The 24,289-nt window shown below is 73.5% G+C and carries 1 protein-coding gene; it reads right to left on the reverse strand.

Translation table 11 applies throughout. From position 1 onward, the window contains the following. Nucleotides 1–20: 20 nt before the first annotated feature. Nucleotides 21–24,176, reverse strand: coding sequence for an ADP-ribosyltransferase (locus ACFWJ4_RS18160; protein ID WP_380545082.1), 24,156 nt, complete (start codon nt 24,174–24,176; stop codon nt 21–23). Nucleotides 24,177–24,289 lie beyond the last annotated feature (113 nt).

The raw sequence follows: 24,289 nt of genomic DNA on the forward strand, positions 1-24,289 counted from the left end.
TCCTCGCTGTCTGGTGGCTGTCAGTCGTCGGTCAGGCCGTAGTCGGGGTTCGGGGCGAACTGCTCCGCCGTTTCGTCCCCCATCGGCTCGAAGTCCTCGTCGGCGTCGTCGTCCGGCGGCTCCACCCTGCCGTAGACGATCCACTGGCTCTCCGGGGGCACGTCCGCCTCCCCGCCGTCCAGGGCGCCCTGCTGCAGGGGGTGGTCCGGGGGGATGATCCGGACCGGCCGCCAGCGCAGTCCGGCGCCGAGCAGGATCTCGTTCTCGGCCGGGCTGTGCGAGACCTCCCGGAGGAACGCCCCCGGTGTCCGGTCGGGCAGCATCAGGTACAGCCGGATGAGCCGTTGGCCGAAGGCCCCGTGCAGCCGGCTGCCCGCCGAGACCGAGACGTAGGTGGGCTCGGTGACGACCTGCCCGACCTCCAGGGTGCCCGGGTGCAGCCCGGGTCCGACGTACGGCGCTCCCCTGCTCACCACGAGGTCCCCCGTCACCGGGCTCTGCTCGATGGAACTGTCCAGGTTCCCGACGACCTCCCGCACCGGGCCCGGGGGCAGCGCGGTGTGGTCCCGGCCCGCCATGGTCAGCTGCCACCGGATCTGCTTGACCTCGTAGTACGAGAACTGCTCGGCGACCTCGCCGTCCCCGGTCTCGCTCGGGGCCGTGTAGAACTCCAGTGCCCCGCGTTCCTCGTCGCTCAGCCCGCGGACGAGCTCCGCCATGGGTTCGAGCCCCTGCCGGTCGTAGTAGGCGTCGCGGCCGAGCCTCTGCTGGTCGGTCCCGAAGAGCTCCAGTTGCGCGAGGCGCTCCCGGAACGCCCGCGGCATCGCGTCGAACTCGGCCGTGCTCATGGTCCAGCCCCCGTCGCGCCAGAACAGGTCGGCGGCCCGGGTGCCGTCGATGCCCGCCAGGGCCCAGCCGGACGGGTCGGCCCAGACCTCCGGGTCGTGCTCCGGGAGCTGGTGGTGCCAGCCTCCGGGCGGCGCCGCGCTGTTGTCGGAGTCGGACCCCACCGAGGAGTCGTCGCCGTTCACGATGCTCAGCCCGCCCAGGCCGTTCAGGACGCTTTCGATGTCGTCGGCCGTGTGGTCGCCGACGTGCCCGCCCGGGTTCCCGTCCGCTTCCGCGGCGGGCTCCGTCAAGCCCATCGCCGCGGTCTGCTCCGGGGTCCGGTGGTCCGGCCGGTAGGCCTCGTTCGGGACGAACTCAACCGCTTCCGCGTACCGGCCGCTCTCGTGGTCCAGTTCGGTGCCGCGCACCAGTTCGACGCCGACGATGTACCGGCCGTCGATGCCCCCGGGGAACGCGACCTCCTGTTCCTCCTCCGAGAGGCCCGGACGGTTCAGGGTCTCCCGGACGTCGATGCCTCCCGGCGCGTCGATCACGTAGCGGTGCCAGGTCCCCCAGTCGACGTGCTGGGCCGTGCGGGAGCGCGTCGTGCTCACCAGGGCCGACGCCTCGTTGCTCCCGACGTAGTCCTGGAGGTCGGGGTAGCGGTCCTCCTGCCTCGGCCGCATTCCGCCCTCGAAGACCTCGGGGTAGTCGACCATGTCGGAGCGGCTCCGCTCCCACCGGTACAGGTGGCCGGAGTCGTACCGCCACATCAGGGGCACGGACTGGGCCTCCCGCAGCGCGTCCAGGTCGACGTACCGGCTCGTCGCGACCGGGTTCGGGGGCTCCTGCGCGGCGGCGTGCGGGACGTCGTCCCTCGGCACCAGCGGGACCTCGGGCGCGCCGAACCCGGTGTCCAGGTAGGCGTTCCGCTCGTCGAGGGCGACGTCCAGCGGGCGCAGGTCGGGCCCGTGGTGGTGGTCCTCCGGCGCGCGGTACCGCTCGACCAGCCGGCCCTCCCCGTCGTAGGTGTCCACCCGGCCGTCGGCGAGGTAGTGGGTCTCCCCGCCGCCCGGGAAGCGGTGGATCTCCGTCCCGTCCGGGTGGCGGTGGATCTGCGTCCCGTCGGCGAGGTAGTGGACCTCGCGGTCCGCCAGGTAGTGGACCTCCCGGTCCGGGAGGAAGTGGATCTCCCGGTCCGCGAAGCGCTGGATCTCCGTTCCGTCCGTGAGGTGGTGGACCTCGCGGTCCGCCAGGTAGTGGACCTCCCGGTCCTGGAGGAAGTGGACCTCCTCCCCGGTGGCGTAGCGGTGGATCTCCACACCGTTCTCGTGGCGGACCTCGGGGCCGGACCGCGAGGAGCCCTCGCCGTTCCCCGTGTTGTCCAGCGCGCGTCGTACCGGCGGCGACTGTTCGAGCCGGCCGGCCGCCGGGGCGTGCGACGGGGGCGTCCCGCCCGGGGCGGCGCCGGCCGGGTCCGGGTGGAACGTCCGGAACAGCCCGGTCGACCCGTCCGGGCCCGGTTTGACGTACACGCTCGCGGTCGACGGACCGTCGGGGCCGCCCGGCCTGCCGCTGACGCCGGTACGGCCGGTCGGCGCGTGGACCGGCAGTCCGGTCTGCCGGGCGACGGCCTGGGCGTGCTCGGCGGACTCACAGCTGAGCAGCGTGATCGAGGCCGGACCGCGGCTCGGGCCGCCGTCCGTGTCGCCGTCCGCGTCGGCGTTCACGTTCCGGTGCGCGTCGGCCGCCTTCAGCGCGAGGTCGGCGAGCCGGCGCTTGAGCAGGGCGCCGACCTCGGTGCCGGTGACCCCGTGGGCCTTGGTGCCGTCGGTCAGCGGGAGGTCGAATCCCTCCGAACGGCCGTGCGCGGCGAAGAAGTAGGTGTGCTTCCCATCCCACGGCACCTGCTGCGGCACTCCGGTCGCGAAGCCGTCGGTGGAGCGCGGCACGAAGCTCGTGACCTCGCTCAGCCCGGGGTACAGCGTCGACCGCTTCGCCCAGTCGGCCTCGTCGAAGAGCGCCTGCCCGGTCTCCCGGCCGGTGGCGTCGGTGATGGTGTGGGTGAGCAGCAGCTCGTCGGGGACGGTCCGTCCGTCCGCCAGGCGCACACCGCCGGAGGCCGGCCCGGTCTCCTCGGTGAGGTCCGTGGCGGGCTCGTCGCCGGCGCGCCGGGGCGGCGGCACGGCGGCCGTGTTGTCCGTCTCGTCGGACGCCGACTCGCGGGCCCTGAGGCGGACGTACGTGACGCCGTCCTCCGTCCGCGTCAGCGTGCGCTCGGTGACCCGCATCCGGGCCCCGGGCAGGAAGAGGACCTCTTCCTCCTCCATGTGCGAGGAGAACGGCGCGATGTCGCGGCCGTTGAGGCCGGTCGCCTCCAGCTCCAGCAGGACCCGGTACTCGTCCTGGCCGTCGTACTTCTTCATGAAGCCCAACGAGGTGCTCTCGTTGCTGCTGAAGCTCGCGAACGTCCGGTGCAGGATGACGTCGCCGCCGTACTCGGGCCCGGCGGGCCGGCCGGTCGGCCGCATCGGGTCCTCCAGGGTGCCGTCGCCGCGGAACAGCGTCCCCCTCGCCGCGGGCAGCAGCCGCAGCGCGTCCGCCAGCAGGTGGCTGTGCAGCTGCATCTCCCGCTGGATGCCCGCCAGTTGCTCGGCGGTCAGGGAGTCGGCGAGACTCCACGGTTCGGTCCTCGCCCGCATGCCCTCGTGCAGCTCGGGGATCCCGGTGATCGAGCCGGGCAGCGCGGTGCCCGGGTCCCGGTAGTGCTTGGCGATCAGCGCCGCGATCTTCCCGCGGAGCGCGGGGACGGCGCCGGGACCCGGGTTCTTGAGCAGCACGTTGATCAGCGAGTAGGCCGGGCCGGTGTAGGTGTAGAGCGCCACGAAGTGCGCGGGGCCCAGCAGGTCGGTCACGTCCGTCGCCCTCGCGACGCCGTTGCGGGCCATCCACTGCAGGTACGGGGGCGCCCCGAGTCCCTCGTCCGGGTTGGTCTCGGTCAGCGACTCCCAGCGCCGCCGCGTCTCCTCCAGGACCGTGTCGTTCACCTCCTTCGAGGTGAGGGCCCACTCCAGGTAGGTGCGCTCGTGCGGCAGTCCGGCCGTCAGCTCCGCCGGTGCCGGGTGCTCGAAGGCCGGCCTGACCGGCCCGTCCCAGCCCTCCACCGGCGGGCGCAGCTCCGCCGGCGGGACGCCGGGCACGTTCCGGTACAGCTCGGCGCCGTCGGTGTACCGGTGGCCGGGGAAGGCACCGGCGAGCCGCATGCCCGCCACCACCTCGTGCAGCGAGTGCTCCCCGCCCGTCAGCAGCCAGCCGTACAGCGCCCGGGCGAACAGGTCGTGGTCGCCCTGCCCGAGGAGCCGGTACGCCTGCATGGCCTCGGCCGCGACCCGGGAGGCCGCGCCGTCCACCGTCCTGATCCCCGGCTCCCGCAGGTCCGCCTGCCGGACGGCGTCGGCCCGCAGGGCCGCGGAATCGTCGAGCCGGAACCGCTCGTCGCGGGCCAGCCGGTGGAACTCCCGCATCACCTCGTGCAGGCTCCCGCCGGTGACGAGGTGGGCGGTGCCCTCCGCCCCGGTGGCCTCGGCGATCCGGCGCAGCGCCGCACGGGCCCGGTCGACCACCCGGGGGTCGCCCGCCGTCCACGCTCCGAGCTCCCGGTCGAAGGCCTCCGCGTGGTGCCGGTACCGCGGCTCGTCGAAGACCGTGTGCCGTACGACCGCTGCCGTGGGCGGCGGCTGGGCACCGGGGAGCACGACGGGCGGGGAGCCGTCGCCGGGGTGGAGCTGCTGGTCGAGCGGCGTGGCGGGGTCGAGCGGCGTGTCGACGCCGAACTTCACCGCTCCGTCGATCCCGCCGTGGACGTCGCCCCGGTCGGCCTCCGGGTACGCCGCCCTGCCGTCGTCGTTCAGGTAGGCACCGAGGTCCACGGTCCCGTCCTGGGCGATGCGCTGCCAGTTGCCGCCGCGGACGATCACCGGACGGCCGTGCGCGTCCATCCCAACGCCGGAGGTGACCACCAGGTGGCCCCGGCCGCCGCCCGCCGCGCCGCCCGCCGCGCCGGCCGCGGGAGCCGGCGGGACGAACCAGACCTGGCCGTCGGCGGCGTAGGCCACGGCCTTGGGCAGCCGGGCCCACACGTGCTCCATGACCTCGCGCACGTACTCGCGGTCCGGCCGGACGTTGAGGTCGCAGGCGACGAAGCGCACCGGCTTCTCGCCGTCCCAGCCGTCCTCCTCGTAGAGCTTGAGCAGCCCGCCCGCGACGTCCGCCGGGGCGACCATGACATGGCCCATCACGGGCACGCCGTCGGCGGTGTGCATGGCCAGGGTGAGGTAGTCGTTCGCGTGCGGGAGGTTCGGGAAGACCGACTCGGTGAGCGTCCGCCAGTCGGCGTGCCGGTCGCCGACCCAGTACAGCGCCTGGGACTCCAGCACGGTCAGCTCGGGGGCGGGTTCGTACCCGGGGTCGCGCCAGCGCTGCTCGACCTCGGTGACGGCCACCGCGCGGCCGGGGCGCTTGAGCTTGTCGACCACGTCGACCAGGGTCCTCAGGTCACCCGCGTCGACCTCGCCGCCGCCGTCGCCCTTCAGCGTCCGGACGTAGTCGACCAGGTCCGCCCTGGTCACCTGCTGGTCGGCCGGCAGGTGCAGGGCCTCGCGGACGAGGTCGGCGGTGCGGCGCAGCCTGGTGAGGTGCGCCAGGGTGATCCGCTCGGTGCCCTGCTGCAGTTCCTGGGCGAGCTTGGCGGTGCGCCAGGCGTTCATGCTCGCCTCGCGGCGGGCCGCCTCCCCCGCGACCAGGTCGGTGACCCGGTCGGCGAGCGGGCGCCCGTGGTCCGCTCCGATGTACTCGGCCAGTGGCCACAGGTCGTCGTGGGTGCGCAGCTCGGGGACGTTGGCGAGCCCGGCCAGGGCCTCGTGCAGCCGCTGGTCCGCGTCGCTCGCCTTCGGGAACGGCGAGGGCGTGGTCCGCTCGGTGGCCTCGATCTGCACGTACGGCTCCCGCAGCGGGGACTGGAGGAGTTGCCGCCCGCCGAGGTCGAAGGTGCTGCCGGGCCGGATCAGGACCTCGGCCTCGCCCTGCTTGTCCGAGAACGGCTGGATGTCGAAGGCGCTGCCGCCGCCGCGCACCGAGAAGTGCAGCAGGGCGCGGTAGGTGAGCGGGAGTTCCGTGCGGGTCTGCATGAACATCATCGCCGTCTGACGGTCCATGCTGGTGCTCACGAAGTCGGGGTTGCGGAAGGTCTCTCCCCCGTAGGAGGGCGACAGCCGCCTGCCGACCGGTCCCGGCAGGCCCAGGACCCGGTCTCCGCGCCAGAGCTCGCCGGAGTACGGGGGGAGCTTGGCGAGCGACTCGGAGATCAGTTCCGCGTGTGCGATCAGCTCCCGCTCGATCTGCGGGAGCCGCTCCTTCACGGCGCTCTTCAGGGCCTTCCAGTCGTCGGCGGTGCGGTTGCGGGGCAGCTTGGTGAGCAGTGGTGCGAGCACCTGGTCGTGCTTGAGGATCGACGGCAGACGGGCCGGGTCCGGTGTGCGCAGCAGCCCCGTGATCTGGACCTCCAGGGCCCGCTGCCGGGTGAGCGGACCGAACCTCAGGGCCACGTTGATCAGCGCGTAGGCGGGGCCGGTGTAGACGGCCAGCGCGTCGAAGTGCGCGGGGGTCAGCCGGTCGAGCACCTCCCGCGCGCTCAGCGGGTTGCGGCCCAGCCACTCGGCCACGACCCGCGAGGCCCGGGTCGGGTCGTTCGCGGCCAGCGTGAACCCGTCGCGGTTGCGCTGCGCGTTCTCCACCACGTCGTCCCGCCAGCCGCCGTCGGCGCGCGGCTTGTGGAGCAGGTCGTGGTAGGCCGCCTCGTGGGGCAGCATGCCGTCCTCGCCCAGCAGCGCGCGCACCTGCTGCTGCGGGATGCCCGGGATGTGCTGGTACAGCGTCGAGACGTCGTCCAGCGCGTTCGGCGGGAGCGGGGGCAGTTCGTCCAGCAGCTGCGCGCCCTTGAGGATCTCGTACAGCGAGTGGTCGCCCAGCGGCAGCATCCAGCCGGTGAGGGCCAGCAGCATGTCCTGCGGTGCGCTGTCCACGACCTTGAGCAGTCGGAAGGCGTTCAGCATCTTCGCCGTGGTGGCCGAGATGCCGGTGCTGAGCGGCATGCCCTTGTCGCGGTGGGCCTCGCCGTACCAGGCGGACTTCTCGTTGAGCATGTAGTGCGCCCGGCCGGGCTTCCACGTCAGCGCCTCCCCGTCGCCGACGCCCTGCTGGTACGCCAGTTCCCGGGGGCTCAGCGGCATGCCGCGGTCCTGGAGGCCCTGCGCCGTCAGGTCGTTCGGCGGCACCGGCTCACGGGCCTGGCGGGCCTTCAGGCTGGCCAGGTACTCGGCACCGGCCTTGAGCGGTTCCGCGCCCTGCTTGATGACGGTGCCGGTGCCGAAGTGGTCCTTGGCGAACATGGTGTTGAGGCCGGGCAGGATCTCCAGCACGGAGCGGGTCCCGCTCCGGAGGAAGTCCTGCTGGGCCGCCAGCTCGCGCAGGTCCAGCCCCATCGCCTCGGCCGTCGCCGTGGGGTCGGGGGACTCCAGCATCCGCTGGAGCACCTGCTTGAGGCCGAACGGGGAGTCCTTGACGTAGGCCGCGTTGTAGAACGCGGTCAGCAGTTCCCGGGTGTTGCCGGTCCGCATCATGGTGCGGAACTCCGCCAGGCCGAGCTGTTCGCCGACCTGCCCGGCGGAACCCTCCTCCGGCTTCCTGTCGGTGTTGAGGAAGACCTGGTAGAGCTCCCCCTCCGGGGTCTCGGGGTGGGCGGCCCGCAGGGCGTCGTAGAGCCGCTGGACGGCGTTGCGGGCCGCGGCCTGCGCCTGGGGGTGCGCGAAGGCGTAGGCACCCAGCCGCGCCTCGAACTCCTCGGCGCGCCGCCGGTGTTCCGGGGTCGCGTGGAGCGCCTGCTTGGGGACGCCGAGGGGCTGGAGGTCCCGCTGGTCGACGACCGGGTGCTGCGCCGTGGCCTCGGCGAGCGGCTGCGGGTCGTGCAGCTGCGGGCCGTGGACCTCGACGACCTCCACGACCGGCCCGTGGGCCGGCGGCGGGGCGTGCTCCGGCGGCGGGGCGTGGACGCCCGCCCCGTTGTCGACGGTCGGGGTGTGCGCCCCGGCGCCCTCCACGGGCAGCCTCAGGTGGAGCCACTGCCCGCCCGCCTCCAGCCGGGGCCGGCCCGAGGCGTCCCAGCCGACCCGCGAGCCGACCACCAGGTGGGTGCGGCCCTGGTCCTGGACCACCCAGAGCTTGCCGTTCCCTACGTACGCCTGCAGCTCCACGCCGGGAAGCCGCTCGCGCAGGGACCGCAGCACCTGGGTGACATACTCCTGGGCGTCGCAGGCGACGAACCGCAGCGGGCGGCCGTCCCACTCGCCGGTGGCGTGGAGCTCCGCCAGCGACTGGGCCAGGTCGTCCGGGTGCAGGGGCCAGCCGTTCCAGCCCGGCGCTCCGTTCTCCGTGACGGCGTGGTAGGCGATGGTGAAGTAGCGCGGGTCCTCCTCGATCGACCGTACGCTCCGCTCCAGGTTCTCGTGCGTGGCGTGGTCGGCGAGCGGGTCCCGCAGGACGCGGACGCCGCCCTCGTGGTGCGGGGTCAGGGCGCGTGCCACCTGGATTCCGACCTGGCGCCGCGGCACGGTCAGGCCGTCCGGGTGCTCGGGCGTGAACTGCGTCCAGTGGTCCGCGGGCGAGACGCCGGCCTTGGTGTCGGCGTGCGGGATCTCCAGCTCGACGGGCAGCAGCCCGGACAGCGACCGGTTGTCGCCGGAGCCCTGGTCGGCGGGGTCGCCGCCCTTGTGGAAGGTCAGTTCGAGCTGGATGTAGCCCGTGTAGCGGGCCATCGGGGTGTTCGCCTTGGCGTTGGCCACGTACCGGCCGCCGGCGTCCGTGACGGTGCCCGTCCGCCCGCGGTAGGCGCCTCCGAACAGCAGCGAACCGGTGCCCTCGACCAGGGCCCCGAGGTCGGCCTGGGCGCCGACCTGGCCGCGGAGGTTCCACTGCCGGCCGGTCAGCTGCGTGCTCCGGTTGCCGCCGCCCGACTCGTTCGCCGGGCTCAGCGCGGCCCCGGTGCTGTCGCCGTGGTGCTCCAGCTGGACGAGGGAGGCCTTGACCGTCACCTCCGCGTCGTCGACGAACCAGCGCCGGCCGGAGGAGGGGGTGCCGATCGCCCGCTGCGGGCCGATCGCGGCGCCGGCTCCCGGGTGGGCGCCGACCGCCGGGGCCAGCAGGGAGGAGAGCTGGGCGTGGCTCAGGCCCGCGGTGACGACGGGCTCCAGCCGCTTCCAGGTGCCCCCGCCGAAGAAGCGCGGCCCCTCGGTCCGCAGGAGGCTCCGCAGGCCCGCGGTGTCGCCGACCCAGCGCAGCACGTCCCCCGGGCGCAGGCCCGAGGTGAAGACCTCCGCCGGCGGCACCCGCAGATCGCGCGGGAGGGAGGGGCCGCGCCGCTGCCCGGGCCCGGTGGGGTCCGCGGTGGCGCGGTCCGTCTCGGTCAGCACGTCGGCGTGGATGACGGCCTCCGCGACGGTCCGGCGCAACCGCCACTGCGGGACGAGCGCGTTCCCGGCCTCGGCCAGGCTGCGGACGACCCCCCGCGTCCCGGAACCGCCGGGTTCGGGGACGGTCGGCACCGGCCGGGCGTCCAGGGGCAGCGGAACCGCGGGACGCCGCTCCATCACCACCGACAGCCGGATCGTGGCCCGGTGCGCCTCGGCGGCGAGCTTGGTCTTGACGGCCGTTCCGGTCACCAGGACGTCCCGGCCGTACTCCAGTGCGTCCGTGCGCCGGGTGTGGGTGACGCCGCCGCCGATCACGGCGGACACGCCCGTGCCCACGGTCCCGAGCACGGTGAGCCCGAGCGAGTCGGCGTGCCCGCTGCCGGAGTTGGTGCCGGCCTCGGAGCTGGTGAAGGCGGTCTGGGCGCTGGCACCGATGTTGAACTCGACCTGGGGCGCGTCGCCGGACTTGGTCATCCGGTCCACCGAGGCGGTGATCCGCACCGTGCTGCGGCCGTGCGTCAGGACGATCTCGTGGCCCGACGTCATGGGCTTCAGCAGCGGGTGCAGCCTGTCGAAGTCGAGGGCGTCGAGGAGCCGGGTCCGCATCCCCTCCCAGTCCCGGCCGAGCACCGCCCGGCCCTTCGGCGCCAGCTCGGCGACCACGTCGGCCACCGCCCGCGGCCCGGTGCGCACCGTTCCGTCCCCGGCCTCCAGGTGGACCCGGGTGACGATGTCCGAGGAGCCGAGCCGCTTGTCCGGGAGCTGCAGGACCGCCGGGTTGTCGTCGGCCGGGGGCCGGACCACCTCGCGGTGCGGGGCGGCCACCAGGACGGGCGCCTCCGCGGTCGCCTCGGCCAGCGACCGCTGGAGCATTCCCGGCACGAACCGGACCGTGAACACGGCGTCCCCGTCGAACAGTTCGGCGGTCTCCACGCTCTTGCCGCGGCTTCCGGTGCCGCCGGTGCGCTCGATGGTGAGGCCGCGCGCGCTGTCCCGGGTGTGGGCGTACTCGCCGGTGACGCTCACGTGCGGGACGGTGCCCTTGAGGGAGACCCCGCCCCGCCAGCGGCTGAGCCGGTCCCAGCTGTAGCCGACGACGGTGCGCTGCTGGCTCCCGAGCTCGAACTCGAAGCCGTCCACCGTCCGCCGGTGCCGCAGGGCCAGCGGGGCGACGGTGACCTCCACCGTCCCCTTCCAGTTGCCGGTGTCCACCGCCACCTTGAGGCTGCCGCCCCGGCTGAGCCGGGACAGCGAGGCGGTCAGGCCGGCCGTGTCCAGCCGGGCGGCGAGCCGGGCCGACGCGTGGACGGAGACCGGGCCGGCCGTCCCGAGGACGCGGTGGACCTCCTCCAGGACGGACGGGCCGCGCCGGCCGACGCTGAGCACCACGTCGGAGTGGCCGAGCTTGTCGGGGACGCTCAGGTGCTCGGGGGCCTGCCCCGCGGGCTGCGGCTGCGGGGCAGGCGGGTCGGCGGGCGGGGGCACCGCTTCGTCGAAGGGGTTGGCGATGACCCGGTCGGGCCGTTCCCGGGGCTCGGTGTGCGCCTGCTCCATGCTCAACGCGGCGTCCAGCGCGACCGGTTCGCCGTGCGGCCTGCCGTTCAGCGTCAGCCGGAGCTCGAACGTCGCGTCGTACAGCACCTGGGCGCTGCGGTACTTGCCGTTCGCGTAGCTCTTGGCCGAGGCGCCGCCCCGCCAGCCGTCCCGGTCGCGCACCTCGTGCTGGACCGTGGCGGTGCCCTGGAGGGTGTCCGTGAACGGCTTGCCGTTCCCGTCCAGCACGTTCTCGCGGGTGTGCACCGGCCCCTTGCCGAAGGCCTGGGCCGAGACGTTCCTGCTGTCGGAGTTCAGCAGCCGCTTCGACTCGAAGGTGGTGCTCTCCCGGACGGGGTTGAGGTCCGCCGACTCCTGCTCCCGCCGGTACGTCAGCGAGGTGACGTGCGCGGTGACGCCGATGCCGAGCTTGCTCAGCGGGCCGAGCGTGACGGCGGGGCCGCGCAGCGGGACCTCGTGGGTCATGCCCACCAGGTGGGCGCCGACGGCCGCCTGCGAGAACGCCCGCAGGACGTCCTCCCTGACCCCGCGCCACGTCTTCGCCCCCAGTTGGGCAAGGCCGATCTCGTCCAGCCGGGCGTGCAGCGGTGCGACGCTGTGCACGTCACGGACGACCGTGGTCACGGGCAGGCCGGTGTAGGCGGCCGAGCCGTGCCAGATCCCGGTCGGCGGGTGCGGGACCAGGGTGCCGGGGGGCAGCGGCGCGTGGTCCGGGTGCGGGGCCGGGTTCTCCTGGCCCGGAGTCGGCGGGGAGGTCTCCGCCCGGTCGACGACCACCCGGAAGCCGAGCCCGGCGTCGACGGAACGGGCCGGGCCGGGCCGCCGGGTGCCGAAGGGGCCGAACTCGACCTGGATCCGCGCCTCGCCCTCGAACACCACCGCCGCCGTCTTCACCTTGGTGCCCAGCGACAGTTCGTCGCCGCCACCGTTCAGCACCACCCGGTCCCGGCCGGTCCCGGCGCCGGCACCGGCGCCTCCGCCGCCGTTCTTGGCCGACCCGGTCGCGCTGAGCGGCAGCGGGAACTGCCAGCCGGTGCTCGTGGTGTCCTGCTGGACGTGCGAGCGGGACGTTCCGGTGGCGATGTTGAACTCGGTGGCCGGCAGCTCCGCGGTCTGCCCGATCGTGTGGATCCGGGCGTTCTTCAGGGTGATGACGGCCTTGGGGCCGACGAGGCCGTCCACCTCGACGGTCAGGGTCTCGCCCGACATCAGCGCCTTGAGGTCCTGGTGCAGCGCGCCCAGGTCGACCTCGTCCAGCAGCTTGGCCTTCAACGCGGGCCAGGCGCTGCCGAAGTGCTCCCGCGCCTGGGTCTCGAAGCCCGCGACGAACTCGGCGATGCCCTTGCCGCCGGCACCGGAAGCGTTCAGGTCGGGGAGCTGGATGCCCTCGGGCCCTTCGACCGGCTCCGGCCGGTGCCGCAGTGCCCACACGTCCGTCACGATGTGCGAGCCGGACAGCCGCCCGCCCGGGCCCGCCCCGGGCGGCGGGAGGAGCGGAAGGTCGACCGGCCCCGGAGCACCGGTCTCCCGGAGCGGAACGGCGACCTGGGCCCGCACGTCCACCGGTCCGATCGGTCGCGGGACGGCTTCCGGGGACACGTCGGTGCCGCGGTGGGTGAGGTCGAGGAACCGCGCCGACAGGTGGAAGACGGTGTCGAACAGCGCGGCGGTCTCCGAGGTCTTGCCGCGGGCCACCGTCCGGCTCGCCTGGGCGTCGGTCGTCCCGTGCTGCCGGCCGTACCGGTAGCCGACGGTCTCGGTGAGGTCGGCCGGCTTGCCGAACTTGAACTTCGCCTGGCCGCCCACGTTCCCCTGGAGCAGCCGGTCCCCGGTCACGCCGACCGAGGTCTGCCGCTCCGAACCGTACTCGAACTCGAAGTTGTCGGCGGCCCTGAGGAAGGTGCTGTTCCCGAGGTCGGCCCCGACCCGGACGGTGCCGGTCCAGGAGCCCGCCGAGAACGGCACGTCCCACACCTCGCCCCGGGACAGCGCCGTGAGCTTCGCCTGCAGGGTCTCCGCGCCGAACAGGCTCTCGGCGAGCGTCCTGGCCGCCGGCTCCTCACCGTGCAGCACCGCGGCGAACCGGCGGGTGAAGTGGTCGAGGAGCTGGGTGCGGGTGCTGCCGAGCCCGATCAGTACGTCCGAGGCCGCCAGGCCGTGCTCGTCGATCCGCGACGGACGGGCGGGCAGCTCCGGGCCGACGACGGTGCGCACGACACCGTTCAGGTCGGTGACGGTGTCACCCGGCTGCAGGACCTCCACGGGAGCGTGCTGCCCCTGGTCGTGCTGCTCGACGACCGTCTCGTCCACCGGCGCCACGGATTCCATGAACTCCCGGAACCCGGTGAACAGCTCCTCCTCGCTCGGCCGGACGACCGTCGCGCTCTCCCGCGTCGCGGAGTCCATGAACTCCCGGAAGCGGCCGAACAGGTCCTCCTCGTCCAGTCGGGCGACGGTCCTGCGTTCGCGGACCGCGGAGTCCATGAACTCCCGGAACCCGGTGAACAGCTGCTCCTCGGCCTCGGTCCGGCCGACCTGGTTGGCCGGCTCCGGGTGGTCCGCCCGCGGGTCCGTCCCGAAGAGGCGCTCCAGCAGCGGCACCAGCTCGGGCACGTTCTCCCGCACCCACGGCGCACCGTTGTTGCGCGGCGCCCCGGTCGACGGGTCACTGCCGTGGTTGTGCCCGAAGTACGCCGTCACCAGCTGCGCGAAGAACTCGTGCTCGTCGCGCGCCGAGTAGTTCCCGACCCGCTCGCCGTTCCCGTCCCGCAGACCGCCGTCCGGCCAGGCCGTCACGGGCTCCGCGCCGAACAGCTCCGCCAGCGCGTCGGAGACGCTCCGGTCCCGGAAGGCCTGCCCGACCAGCTCCCGCTGCGCCTCGGTCAGACCGAACTCGTGGATCGCGTGCGCGAGTTCGTGCGCCGACGTGGAGTACCCCTCGGCGTACGCCGGATGCTGCCCCACCGGCGTCCGCGCACCGAGCAGGTTCTCCTCCGTGATCAGCACGGTCCCGTGCCCGCTGGAGCCCCGCACCACCGACCAGTCACGCCCGTCACCCGTGCCGTGCCCGGACGCCGCGAAGCCCGGGACCTCCGTCATCGGCACGTCACGCGGCACCACCCCGACCCGCAGGCCCGCCGCCACCAGCCGCTCCGCGACCTCCTTGTTCGCCAGCATCCGCGCCACCAGGTCCTCGGCCGTCCGGCGCGCCGCGACCGGCTGATGCGTCCGGGGGTCGACGTCGACGAGCAGCCTCGCCGCCGCCTGCGCGAAGTCCTCCGGCCCCAGCTCGTCCCGCAGACCCGCCATGAAGGCCTCGTCCGCCGCGAGTTCGCGCCGGTCCTCCGACGAGAGGTGCTCCAGCACCTGCACCCACTCGTGCAGCGGCCCCGGCACCGGCATCTCCCCGCCGCCCAGGCCCACCGGCGGCCGGCCCACGACGACCTGCCCCTCCTGCCCGGACGGCCCGGTCGACGCCGGCGGCGGCAGCGTCGCCGACGGCGGGGACGGCGGCTGCTGCATCGCCGTGTCCGTCGGCGACGGCGGCCGCGTCACCGTGCCGGGCGGCGGCGGAATGGGGGCCGGTCCGGTGAGCCGCAGGTCCGAGGAGAGTTCCGTGGCGACCTGGTCGGCGGGAACCCCCGAGTAACCGGCCGGCATCTCGATGACCACGGGCACCATCTGCACGCTGCTGCCGCTCTGTCCCGCATCGGACTTGACCATCATCCACGTACCACCCGTGGCGACCACCGGGAAGCCGTGGGAGTCGTAGCCGGTCGAGGTCGAAGCGACGAAGGTCCGGCCGCCCCCGGGAGGCAAGGGATCGCCGATGTGCCGACCGGGGAACGGCACGAACCAGAGGTCCTCCTTGGGTGCCCGAATGGTGACGTGCACGTCCCTCATGGAGAGGTACACGTGGAGTGTGGCCAGGTACACGCCGGCCTGCGTCGCACCGAGGCGGGGGACGGCGAGCTCGATGTCCCCCGTCCCGCTCCAGTACCCGTGCTTCTTGAGATCCGCGATCAGGCGGGCCATCTCCCAGGAGGTGACCTGGTGCCCGTCGACCGTCGGGAAACCGTCCGCATCGGCGCGGCCCACGATCTCGAACGTCCTGGACGAGCTCTCGACGTACCCGAACTCCGGCAGCACCGTGCCGTCCAGCACCCAGCCGTGGAACCCGCCCGAGGTATCCGTGAGCGGCCGGCCCTGCTGGACCCAGTCGTCGCCCGGCAGTCGGTGCACGACCGGACCGGACACCGGCGGCAAGGTCGGCGGCACCTGAGCGCCCGGTCCCGTCTGCTGCCCCGCCGCGGCGTTCCCGTCCACCTCCGGCGATCCGTGCGCGGTGTTCCCGCCGTCCTCCAGCAGGTCGTCCAGCTCGATGATCCTTCCCTCGGACTCCTGCCCCGGCCCGTGCACCGGTTGGTCGTCGGCCGGGTCCGGATCGAGGTGCGTCTCCCAGGAGGTGACCTCGGTGCCGAGCCCGACGGTGTGCGGTGCCGGGCCCACGAGCGGCAGCCCTTCGCCGTTGCTCACCCTGAACTCGGTCTTCTCGTCGGCGAAGTACGGCCCGAGCTTCTCCGGCCGGCTCCCGTGCTCCAGCCAGACCCAGTTTCCGGGACCGGCGTACACCCGCTCCCCGGCGACGGACAGGCCGACCTTCTCGGCGACGAGGAGGTGCGTGGTGCCGAGCGGCGAGGCGGTGATCCAGACGTTTCCCGCCGCCGCGAGCGCGAGGATCCTCCGGTCCATCCGCCACAGGTGGTTCAGCATCTGATCGGCGTACGACCGGTGGGCGTCCGACGCCAGGTCGGTGGCCAGCAGGCGCAGGGGCCGGCGGACGTCCCAGCTGCCGTCCTCCACCAGCTTGAACAGGGCATGCGCGGCCTCGGCCGGGGTGAGGGCGGTGCCGTGCAGAGCGGGGCGCCCGCCGACGGTGTCCAGCACCACGGTGAGGAAGTCGCCCCGGAACTGCAGCGTGGTCAGGAGCGGCACCAGGGCGTCGTGCTCCGCGGGCCGGTCCCCCAGCAGGTACAGGCCCGCTTCGCCCGGGACCGCCGGCTCCGCGTCGGCCCGCCCGACGGCCTCCCAGGCCGTCCGCAGGGCGGCCACGGCCGAGGCGTGGTCGGTGTACTCCACGTCCTGTGCGACCGCCAGGATCCGGCGCAGGTCGTGGTCGCCCGTTCCGGTCCTGCCGGTCACCTGTCCGGTGAACCGCTGCAGGTCGTCCTGGGTGATCCGGTGGTCCGGGGACAGACCGAGTTCGGTGCGGGCCAGGGTGGCGACCAGGGACGCACCCGTGAGCTCGGCGAGGGTGTGCCCGACGGCGTCGTGCAGGGTGGCGGTGATCCGCGCGGCGTCCCACAGGTGCTCGGTCGCCCGGCGGACCAGGACGTCGTCCGGAGCGTCCGCCTGGGCCCGGCGCGCGTCCGGCAGCCCGACGTGGGCACCCGCGGCCTTGGCCAGCTGCCAGAGGTCCCGGTGGAACCGCGCCTCGGACGTGTTCGCCAGGCCGGCCAGCTGGGACCTGAGCTTCTCGTGGAGCCGCTGGGGCCACTGCGGCGAGTCGTTCTGCCACTCGAACGGCCGCGCGGATCCGTTCTCCATGTAGTCGATCCGCTCGTACGGTCCGGTGCTCGCGCTGCCGGTGCCGCTGCCCGTGACCGTGAGGACCGCACCGGGCTTCATCAGGATCTCCCGCTCCCCGTCCCGGTAGCGGGAGAAGGGCGTGATGTCGACACCGCTGTCGCCCGCCAGGCGGATCCGGGCCAGGACCCGGTGGGCCAGTCCGTACTGGGCGAGCTTCTCGTCGGGCGCCAGGAATTCCTGGGCCGTCTCCTCCAGCCGGCTGGTGCTGAGCAGCCCCGCGCTGCTCTGCTTGTTGCCGGGCCTGGCCGCCGTGAACACGCTCTCCGGACCGTCCAGGCGGCCCAGCCCCCACTCTCCCCGGTACACGACCCCGGTCACCGCCGGCAGCCGGTCCAACGCCTCGATGATCATCTCGGCGTGGATCCGCAGCTCCTTCTCGATCTCGGGCAACAGTTCCCTGGCCATCCGGGAGAGTTCCGCGGTGTGCTCGGGCGTCCGGTGCTTCGGCCCGGGAGTGGCGATGAGCCCGCCGAGCACCGGGTGCTCCAGGAGCATCGACGGCACCGCCTCGACCTTCCCGGCCAGCAGGGCGTCGATCTGCTTGGCCAGCGCGGTGTGCAGCAACGGTCCGTCGTACTTCAACAGCGCGTTGATCAGCGGGTACGCCTTCCCGGTGTAGATGTTGAGCGCCTCGACGTGGGCCACGCTCAGCCGCGCGCCGAGTTGCTCCCGCGTCAGCCCGTTGTCGGCCAGCCACTCCCGCTCGAACGGGTACGGCACCTTCCCCGGCTCGACCATCCGCTGCCACACCCGGCGCACGGATTCCAGGCCCTCCTCCTCGAAACCGCCGTTGCGGCGGGAGCGGCTCGCCAGGGCGTGGTACACCGACTCGTGCGGGAGCATCCCGAGCTCCCGGCGCAGAGTGCCCTCGGGCAGGCCCGGAACGTGCCGGTACATCGCGGCGGCCTCGGTCAACAGGTGCGACGGTACCGGCGGGAGCTCCCCGGCGAGTTCGGCGCCCTTGAGGATCTCGTAGAGCGAGTGGTCGCCCAGCGGCAGCATCCAGCCGACCAGCGCGAGCAGCATGTCCTCTGCCGCAACGTCCGGGACCTTGAGCGCGCGGAACGCGCCGAGCATCTTCGCCGTCGTCGCCGAGACGCCGGTGCTGAGCTGCATTCCCTTGGTGTTCCGGGCCTCGCCGTACCACTTGGAGGCCGTGTTGACGTCGTGCTTGAAGTTGCCGGGCTCCCACTGGAGGGCCTGGGAGGGGTCGGCGCCCTGGAACGTCTTCTCCCGGGGGCTCAGCGGCATCCGGAGCTCGATGAGCTTGCGGTCCAGCTCGAGCGGATTCGTCTCGGTCCGCGGCGTGCGGGCATCGGAGCTGGCCCGGAACTCCCGCTGCAGTGCCAGCGGGGCCCGGTGCGCGACCGCACCGGTGGCGAAGTAGTCCTTGTCGAAGTAGCCGGCCCCGCCGGTCAGCGCGTGCGAGACCTTCCGGGTGGAGCTGTTGAGGTAGTCCAGCTGCTGCGGCACCCGGGTACTGTCCAGTCCCAGCTCACGCAGCCGGGCGGCCGGATTCCCGTGCTCGGCCAGGCCGGTCAGCAGCTGCTTGAGACCGTACGAGCCGGGTGGCTGCGTGGCGTCGTGGGCGTAGGCGGCGTTGAAGAAGGCCGTCATCAGCTCGCGGAGGTTGCCCGTCGCCAGCAGCTCGTGGAACTCGTCCCGGGTGAGGTGCTCGCCGACCTGCCCGGCCGAGGTCAGGTCCTTGCTCAGGAAGACCCGGTAGACCTGCTCGCCGGTCGGGTCGCCGTGCGCCGACTTCAGCGCCTCGTACAGCCGGTACGCGCTCCCCCGGGCCGCTTGCAGCGCCCGTTCGTCCCGGTAGGCGAGCAGGCCGACGGACCTCTCGAAGTTCTGCGCGACGGTCTCGTACTCCGGTGCGTTGTACAGGTGCTTGCGGCCCGCGCCGAACTCGTGTGCCTGCGGGTCCGGCGCGACGATCCGGTGCTCGTGCGTGGCGGTCAGCGGTGCGGACCCGCCGTCCTGGTGGGCCGGCAGCTCGGTGGCCACCACCTGGGCGTGCTCGTCCGGGGCGTGCTCCGCCGGGGTGTGCTCGGCCGGGGCGGTGAGCCGGACCCAGTGGCCGCCCGGCTCGACGCGCGGGAGCCCGGCGCTGTCGAAGCCGACGTCGCGGGTGACGACCAGCCGGCGCGAACCGTCGCCCGCGACGCGGTCGGGCACCAGCCACAGGGTGCCGCCCGGGGCGTCCACCTCGACCTTCAGCGCCGGTCGCTGCTCGCGCAGCGCGGCGACGAAACGGCCCGCGTACGAGTCCGCGCCGCCGCGGCCGACGTCGCAGCCGGCCAGGCGCAGCGGCCGGCCGTCCCACACGCCCCGGTCGTACAGGTCGAGCGCGGTCCGGGCCAACTCGCGGGGCGGTACGGGCTTTCCGTCGACATGCGGCGCGCCGTCCGGTCCCTTGCCGTGGAAGACCAGGGTGAAGTGGGACGGGTCGGAGGGGAAGTGGGCGAGCGCCTCGTCGGTGGCGCGCGGGTCGGAGCCGCGGTCGGCCAGCCAGTGCACGCCGGGGCGGACCTCGGTCGTGGCCGGCGGTCGCTCGTGGAGGGCGCCCGGGGCGCCGGGCTCCGGGGCCGTGGGCACCGGCAGGTCGTGCTCGCCGGGCAGGTCGGCGGTGTCCCGGGCCCGGACGGCACCTCCGCCGTCGGCCCCTCGGTCGTCGGCCCCTCGGTCGTCGGCGCCGCCGTGGTCGCCGCCCGTGGTCCGGATCAGGGCCCCTGCGGCTCCCCCGTCCGGGGAACGGTCGCCGCCCTCCTCGGGCTGTGCCTCCGTCCGGCGGCCGAAGGCGTCCTCGTGTGCGCGCTGGTGGGCCTTCCAGCCGGCCGCGTCGAAGTGGGCGAGCGTCCACAGTTCGCGGTAGTGGGCGATGAAGTCGTCGCCGTACTCGCGCTTGAGGTGGTCGGTCAGGGCCTCGTTGAGGTCGTGGCGCGCCGCGAGCCCGTCGAAGCCCTTGGCGGCCTCGCGCAGGGCGGGGGCGGCCTCCTTCTCGAAGGCGGCGTGCTCGGCCAGTTCCCCGGTGAGCTCGCGACGGCTCTCCTCCCAGTGCTCCTGGCGGCCGGCGAGGTCCTCGTGGGAGCGGAAGGACTCGTCGAAGGCGCGGGCGATCCGGTCGCCGTGGCCCTCCGCCAGGCGCTCGGCGGCGTGCGTGGACAGGCCGTGCTCGCGGGCGACGGCCTGGGCCTCCGCGGTGGCCTGCCGGCGGACGGCGAGGCGGGCGGCCTGGTGGGTGAGCCGGTCGTGCAGGGCGGCGGGGTCGGTGAGCCGGTCGAGGGCGCCGCGGAGCGCGGCCGGCTCGCCGACGCGTTCGGCGGCGGCCCGGTCCGCTTCCGCCGCGAGTTCGCGGAGCACCGTGTCCCTGGCCCGCAGCACGTCGGACTCGCCGGCGCCGAACTTCTCGGCGAACTCCTTGCGCGCGGCGTCCTCGGCCCAGGATTCGGCCGCCTTCTCCGTCTCCGCGACGGCCCGGCGGATCGCCGCCTCGCGGACCGCCTGGACGGCGAACTCGTGCGGCAGCGCCCGGTCGTGCCCGGCCAGGGACCGGGTGAACAGCTCCACGGCCTCGTCGCGGTCCCGGCGCTTGCCGGTCGCCGCGTCGAGCGGGCCGGCCGCCTTCTCGAAGTCGGCGGCGAGGCGGTCGCGCAGCCGGTCCCGGACCGCCTGCATGCTGCTCGACGACAGGTCGGGGCGTTCCGTCACCCCGGCGGCGTCGAGCAGTTCCCGGTCGGCCGGGGAGAGCCGCTCGTACCAGTCGTGGGCGGCCCGCTCGACCCGGTCCTTGGCGAGGGCCAGGGCGTTCGCCCGGTCGGTGTGCAGGGCGAGTTCGTCGCGCGCGTGCTCGGTGAGCCGCTGGAGGGCGTTCCCTGCCCGGGTGTTGGCCTCGGTGGTGAGGCTGTCCGCGTCGGCGTAGATCCGGGCGACCTCCGCCTCCGCCCGCGCCTTGAAGTCCTGCCGGACGAGGTCCACGACGGGGGCGGGGGTGCGGTCGGGGGTGTGGGCGACGCCGGTGTCGCCGTCGGTGATCCGCGGGGCGTTCCAGGCGGCCGCCGCCCGGTCGAAGTGCTGCACCGCCACCCGGACGGCCGCCTCACGGACGGAGGCGACCCGCACCAGGCCGTCGAGGTCGCCGAGGATCCGCTCGCGCTCCCCCGGCCGGGCGGCCAGCTCCTCGTACATCATCGCCCGGGCGCGCTCGTGGACCGCTCCGCGCAGGTTCGCCGGCGCATCCTCCGGGAACCGGCCGGGGGCGTCGAGGGCCTCGTTCAGCAGCCGCTCGGCCTCGTCCTCGCGCCGGTGGCCGCTGCCGTCCGGGTCGGCCCGCAGCTCCTCGGCCGCATCGGTGAGCTTGGCCTCGTACTGGTCCTGGAGGTCGCGCTGGGTCCGGCGCCACTGCTCCGCCCGCTCGCCGTCCGCCTCGGCGCGGATGTGCTCGGGGGCGTCGGTGTAGTGGTAGGAGTCCGGTTCGGTGCCGAAGCGCACGGCGGTGTCCATGGGGCGCAGGTCGCCCTCGGACTGGTGCTGGTACTCCGTCGGCTTCGTCGACGCGGTCGTGGTCACGATCGGCCGGTCGCCGTCGGGCGACTTGGAGTACGTGTGCCATTCGCCGCCGCCGACGACCGCCGGGCGGCCCAGCGAGTCGAAGCCGACCTTGTCCGCGACGATCACGTGGCCGGTGCCGGAGGCCGTCCTCATGGTCGTACCGTCGAACCCGGGCGCCACCCAGACCGGCCCGTTCGCCGCGACGGCCTTCAGGTCGGCGAGCTTCGGGTGCGACCAGACCTCGGCCATCACCTGCCTGATGTAGTTCGGGTGCGCGCTGTCGAGGTTGCAGGAGACGAACTCGATCGTGCGGCGACCGCCCGACAGGTGTCCGAGGCTGTCCAGGCCCACGATCACGGCGGCCAGGTCCGTGGCCGACACGGGCACGCCGCTCTCGTCGGTGTGGATCGCGACGGTGTAGCGGTCGTTCCGGACGGGCAGCAGCGACAGCACGTCCGGCAGGTCGGCGCCCGGCTTGCCGGCGACCCACCCGGGCTGCCGCCCCTCGCCCTCGGGCAGGAAGTTGCCGCGGTCCCACGGGACGTCGCCGGCGCCGCCCGTGCGGAGGTAGTCCAGGCGCTCGTGGACGACCGGCTCGGGCTTCGGCTGTGCGTCGGGCTTCGGCTGCAGGTCGGGCTGTGGCTCCGGCCGGGGCTTCGACGGCCCGTCGGACCCGTCGGACCTGTCGGACCCCTTGGGCTCCTTGGGCTCGTTCGGGTCCTTGGGGTCCTGCGGGCCCTTGGGGTCCTTGGGGTCCTTGGGGTCCTTGGGGTCGTGCGAGTCCTTCGGCTTCGGGTCGAGTTCCTGCCGCTCGCGAGTGCCCTGGTTCCCGCCGTCGTCGTGCTGCCGGGGCGGTGCGGCCGGCTGCTCCGCCGTCATCGGCGCCTCGGCCGACGACTCCGTCCTGGACCGCGTCACGGGCGGGGCGGACCCCTCCGACGTCTGCTCCGCCGTCCTCTGCTCCGCGGTCGTCTGTTCCGCGGTCCTCTGCTCCGCTTCGTGCCTCGGTGCCTGCTCCGGCGTCTCCTTCGGGCCCCCCGTCGTGTTGGCCGGCTTCGGCGCCTCCGGCCTCTCGTTGTTCGAGGAGGACTTGGGCACCTCGGACGACGTCCTCGTCGAGCCGTCCCCGCCGGTCGTCCTCGGACTGCCCGCCGGGGGCTTCGCCGACTTGTCCCCGGCCGGGGCCGCGGAGCCGTCGGAGTCCGTCCTCAGGTTCTCCGGCCGCGAGGCGTCCAGCGGGCCGGTCCCGGGCAGCTTGCCGCCGATTCCCTCGGGGCCGCCGCCCACCGCCCCCGCCCCCTCCGGGCGGGAGACCCACAGGGAGGTCGGGTGGCCCATCAGGGTGGACACCACGGCCAGCGGGAAGCGCGCGTAGTTGGGGAGGTTGATGTCCTCCATCCGCAGTCGCAGCGGGCCGCCGGCGATGTGCCCGAGGTGGCCGAGCGCGCCCATGGCGACGCCGCCGTAGAAGCTCTCGACGCTGACGGTGAACTTGTGGTTCTCGCCGAAGGCCAGGTTGTACGCGCCCTCGGTGACGATGTTCTGGACGCCGCCCTTGAGGTAGTTGCCGACGCCCTCGCCGAACCGGTACAGGAACTGCCCGGCGGTCTGCGGGTGCAGGCCGTCCATCAGGCTCACCGCGCGCCCCGCGAGGTCCTGGGTGGCCTGGATGGTCTCCCGGAGGTGCTGCTGCTCCGCCTGGAGGAACTTCAGGTCCCTCATCCCGCTGTCCAGCGCGCCGCCGCCGAGCTGCTTCAGCTCGTTCTGCATGTGGCCGATCTGCTTGGTGATGCCCTGCAGTTCGGCCCTGAGCGTGCCCGACTCCATCCTTCCGCTGGCCGCGACGAGCGTCGACACCAGCTTGTTGACGGTTCCGAGGTCGATGGCGTAGCGGGCGCCCTGGGTGGCGAGCCGCGAGGCGATCAACCGGCCCGCGGCGTTGGAGAGTTCCTTGTCGATGCCGAGCTCGACGAGCTGCCGCTCGAAGGTCTCCCCCATCTTCTGGGTGAGCTTCTCGACCTTGCTGAGGTGCTCGGCGACGTTCTCGATCCCCTTCTCCCCGGCCTCCTTGCCGAACTTCTCCCCGACCTTGTCCGCGAGCTCCTTGAGGGCGTTGTCCTGGACCTTCTTCTCGGTGTTCTTCGCGACCTCCTTGGCGGTGTTCTTCGCGGCTTCCTTGGCCGTCTTCTTCGCGAGGTCCTTGGCGACGTTCTTCTCGGCCTGCTCGATGGCGGTCTTGAGCGTGAGGCTGCCCTCCTTCCGCATGAGGTTGAGGGCCTCCTTCAACGTGCCGGTCGGGAGGTTCTTCAGCAGGCCCTTGAACTCGGAGCCGGCCAGCGCCTTGAGGTCGGCCTGCAGCCCCTTGCTGACGCCGCGCCCGAAGATCCGCCCGAAGGCCTTGCCGAGGCCGAAGGTGAACAGCTCCAGCGGACCGGTGAGCAGGCCGTTGATCGCGCCCATCTCGATCGACTGGATGAAGGATTCCTTCTCCCACTTGTCCTTGTGGCCCTGGCCGATCTGGATGCCCTGGATGATCCCGTCCATCAGCATGGCGGTGGTGATGGAGAGGAACTCGTGCAGCAGGAGCTGCTTGAACAGCCAGATGAAGACCTGCTTGATCACCGCGCCCGCGGTCTCGTAGGCGACGAAGATCCCCGCGAGCGAGCCGCCGAAGGTGATCGGCGACATGGCGATCGCCCAGGCGATCTGGGCCACCAACTGGATGAGCTGGGCGATGATCATCCACTTGGCGTACTCGACCTGGTTGGCCACCTTGTGGGCGAAGTCGCCGAGCTGCTTGGCCATCTCGCCCGCCGCCGAGACGTAGTCCGTGCCGCCGGTCTCGCCGATCAACTGGCGCATCTGCTCCATGAAGGCGTCGGCCGCCTGGCCCTCGAAGCTCTCGCCGCAGAGCTTGACGAGCTCGACCAGGTAGCCGCGGAGCTCGGGGACCTTCTCGTGGATGGCCAGGTAGTCGTCGCCCGCCGTCCGCAGGTGGTCCTCGTTCGCCTCCGGCCACTTCATGCCGGTCACGATGCTGAAGAACTTCGCCAGGCCCGGCGGCAGCATGATCGACACGGTGGTGCACTCCTGGCAGTGGACGAGCGGGGAGGGGGGTGCCCGGCGGCGGAGGTCCGGCGGACCGGTGGGGCCCGCCCGGGCGCGGGGCGGGCCGGAGGGGC

It is taken from the genome of Kitasatospora sp. NPDC127067, from assembly GCF_042724755.1.
Classification (GTDB): Bacteria; Actinomycetota; Actinomycetes; order Streptomycetales; family Streptomycetaceae; genus Kitasatospora; species Kitasatospora lactacystinica.

Coding starts and splice junctions, on each gene's coding strand:
- ACFWJ4_RS18160 (WP_380545082.1), bottom strand. CDS start 24,176: ATGCTGCCGCCGGGCCTGGCGAAGTTCTTCAGCATCGTGACCGGCATG.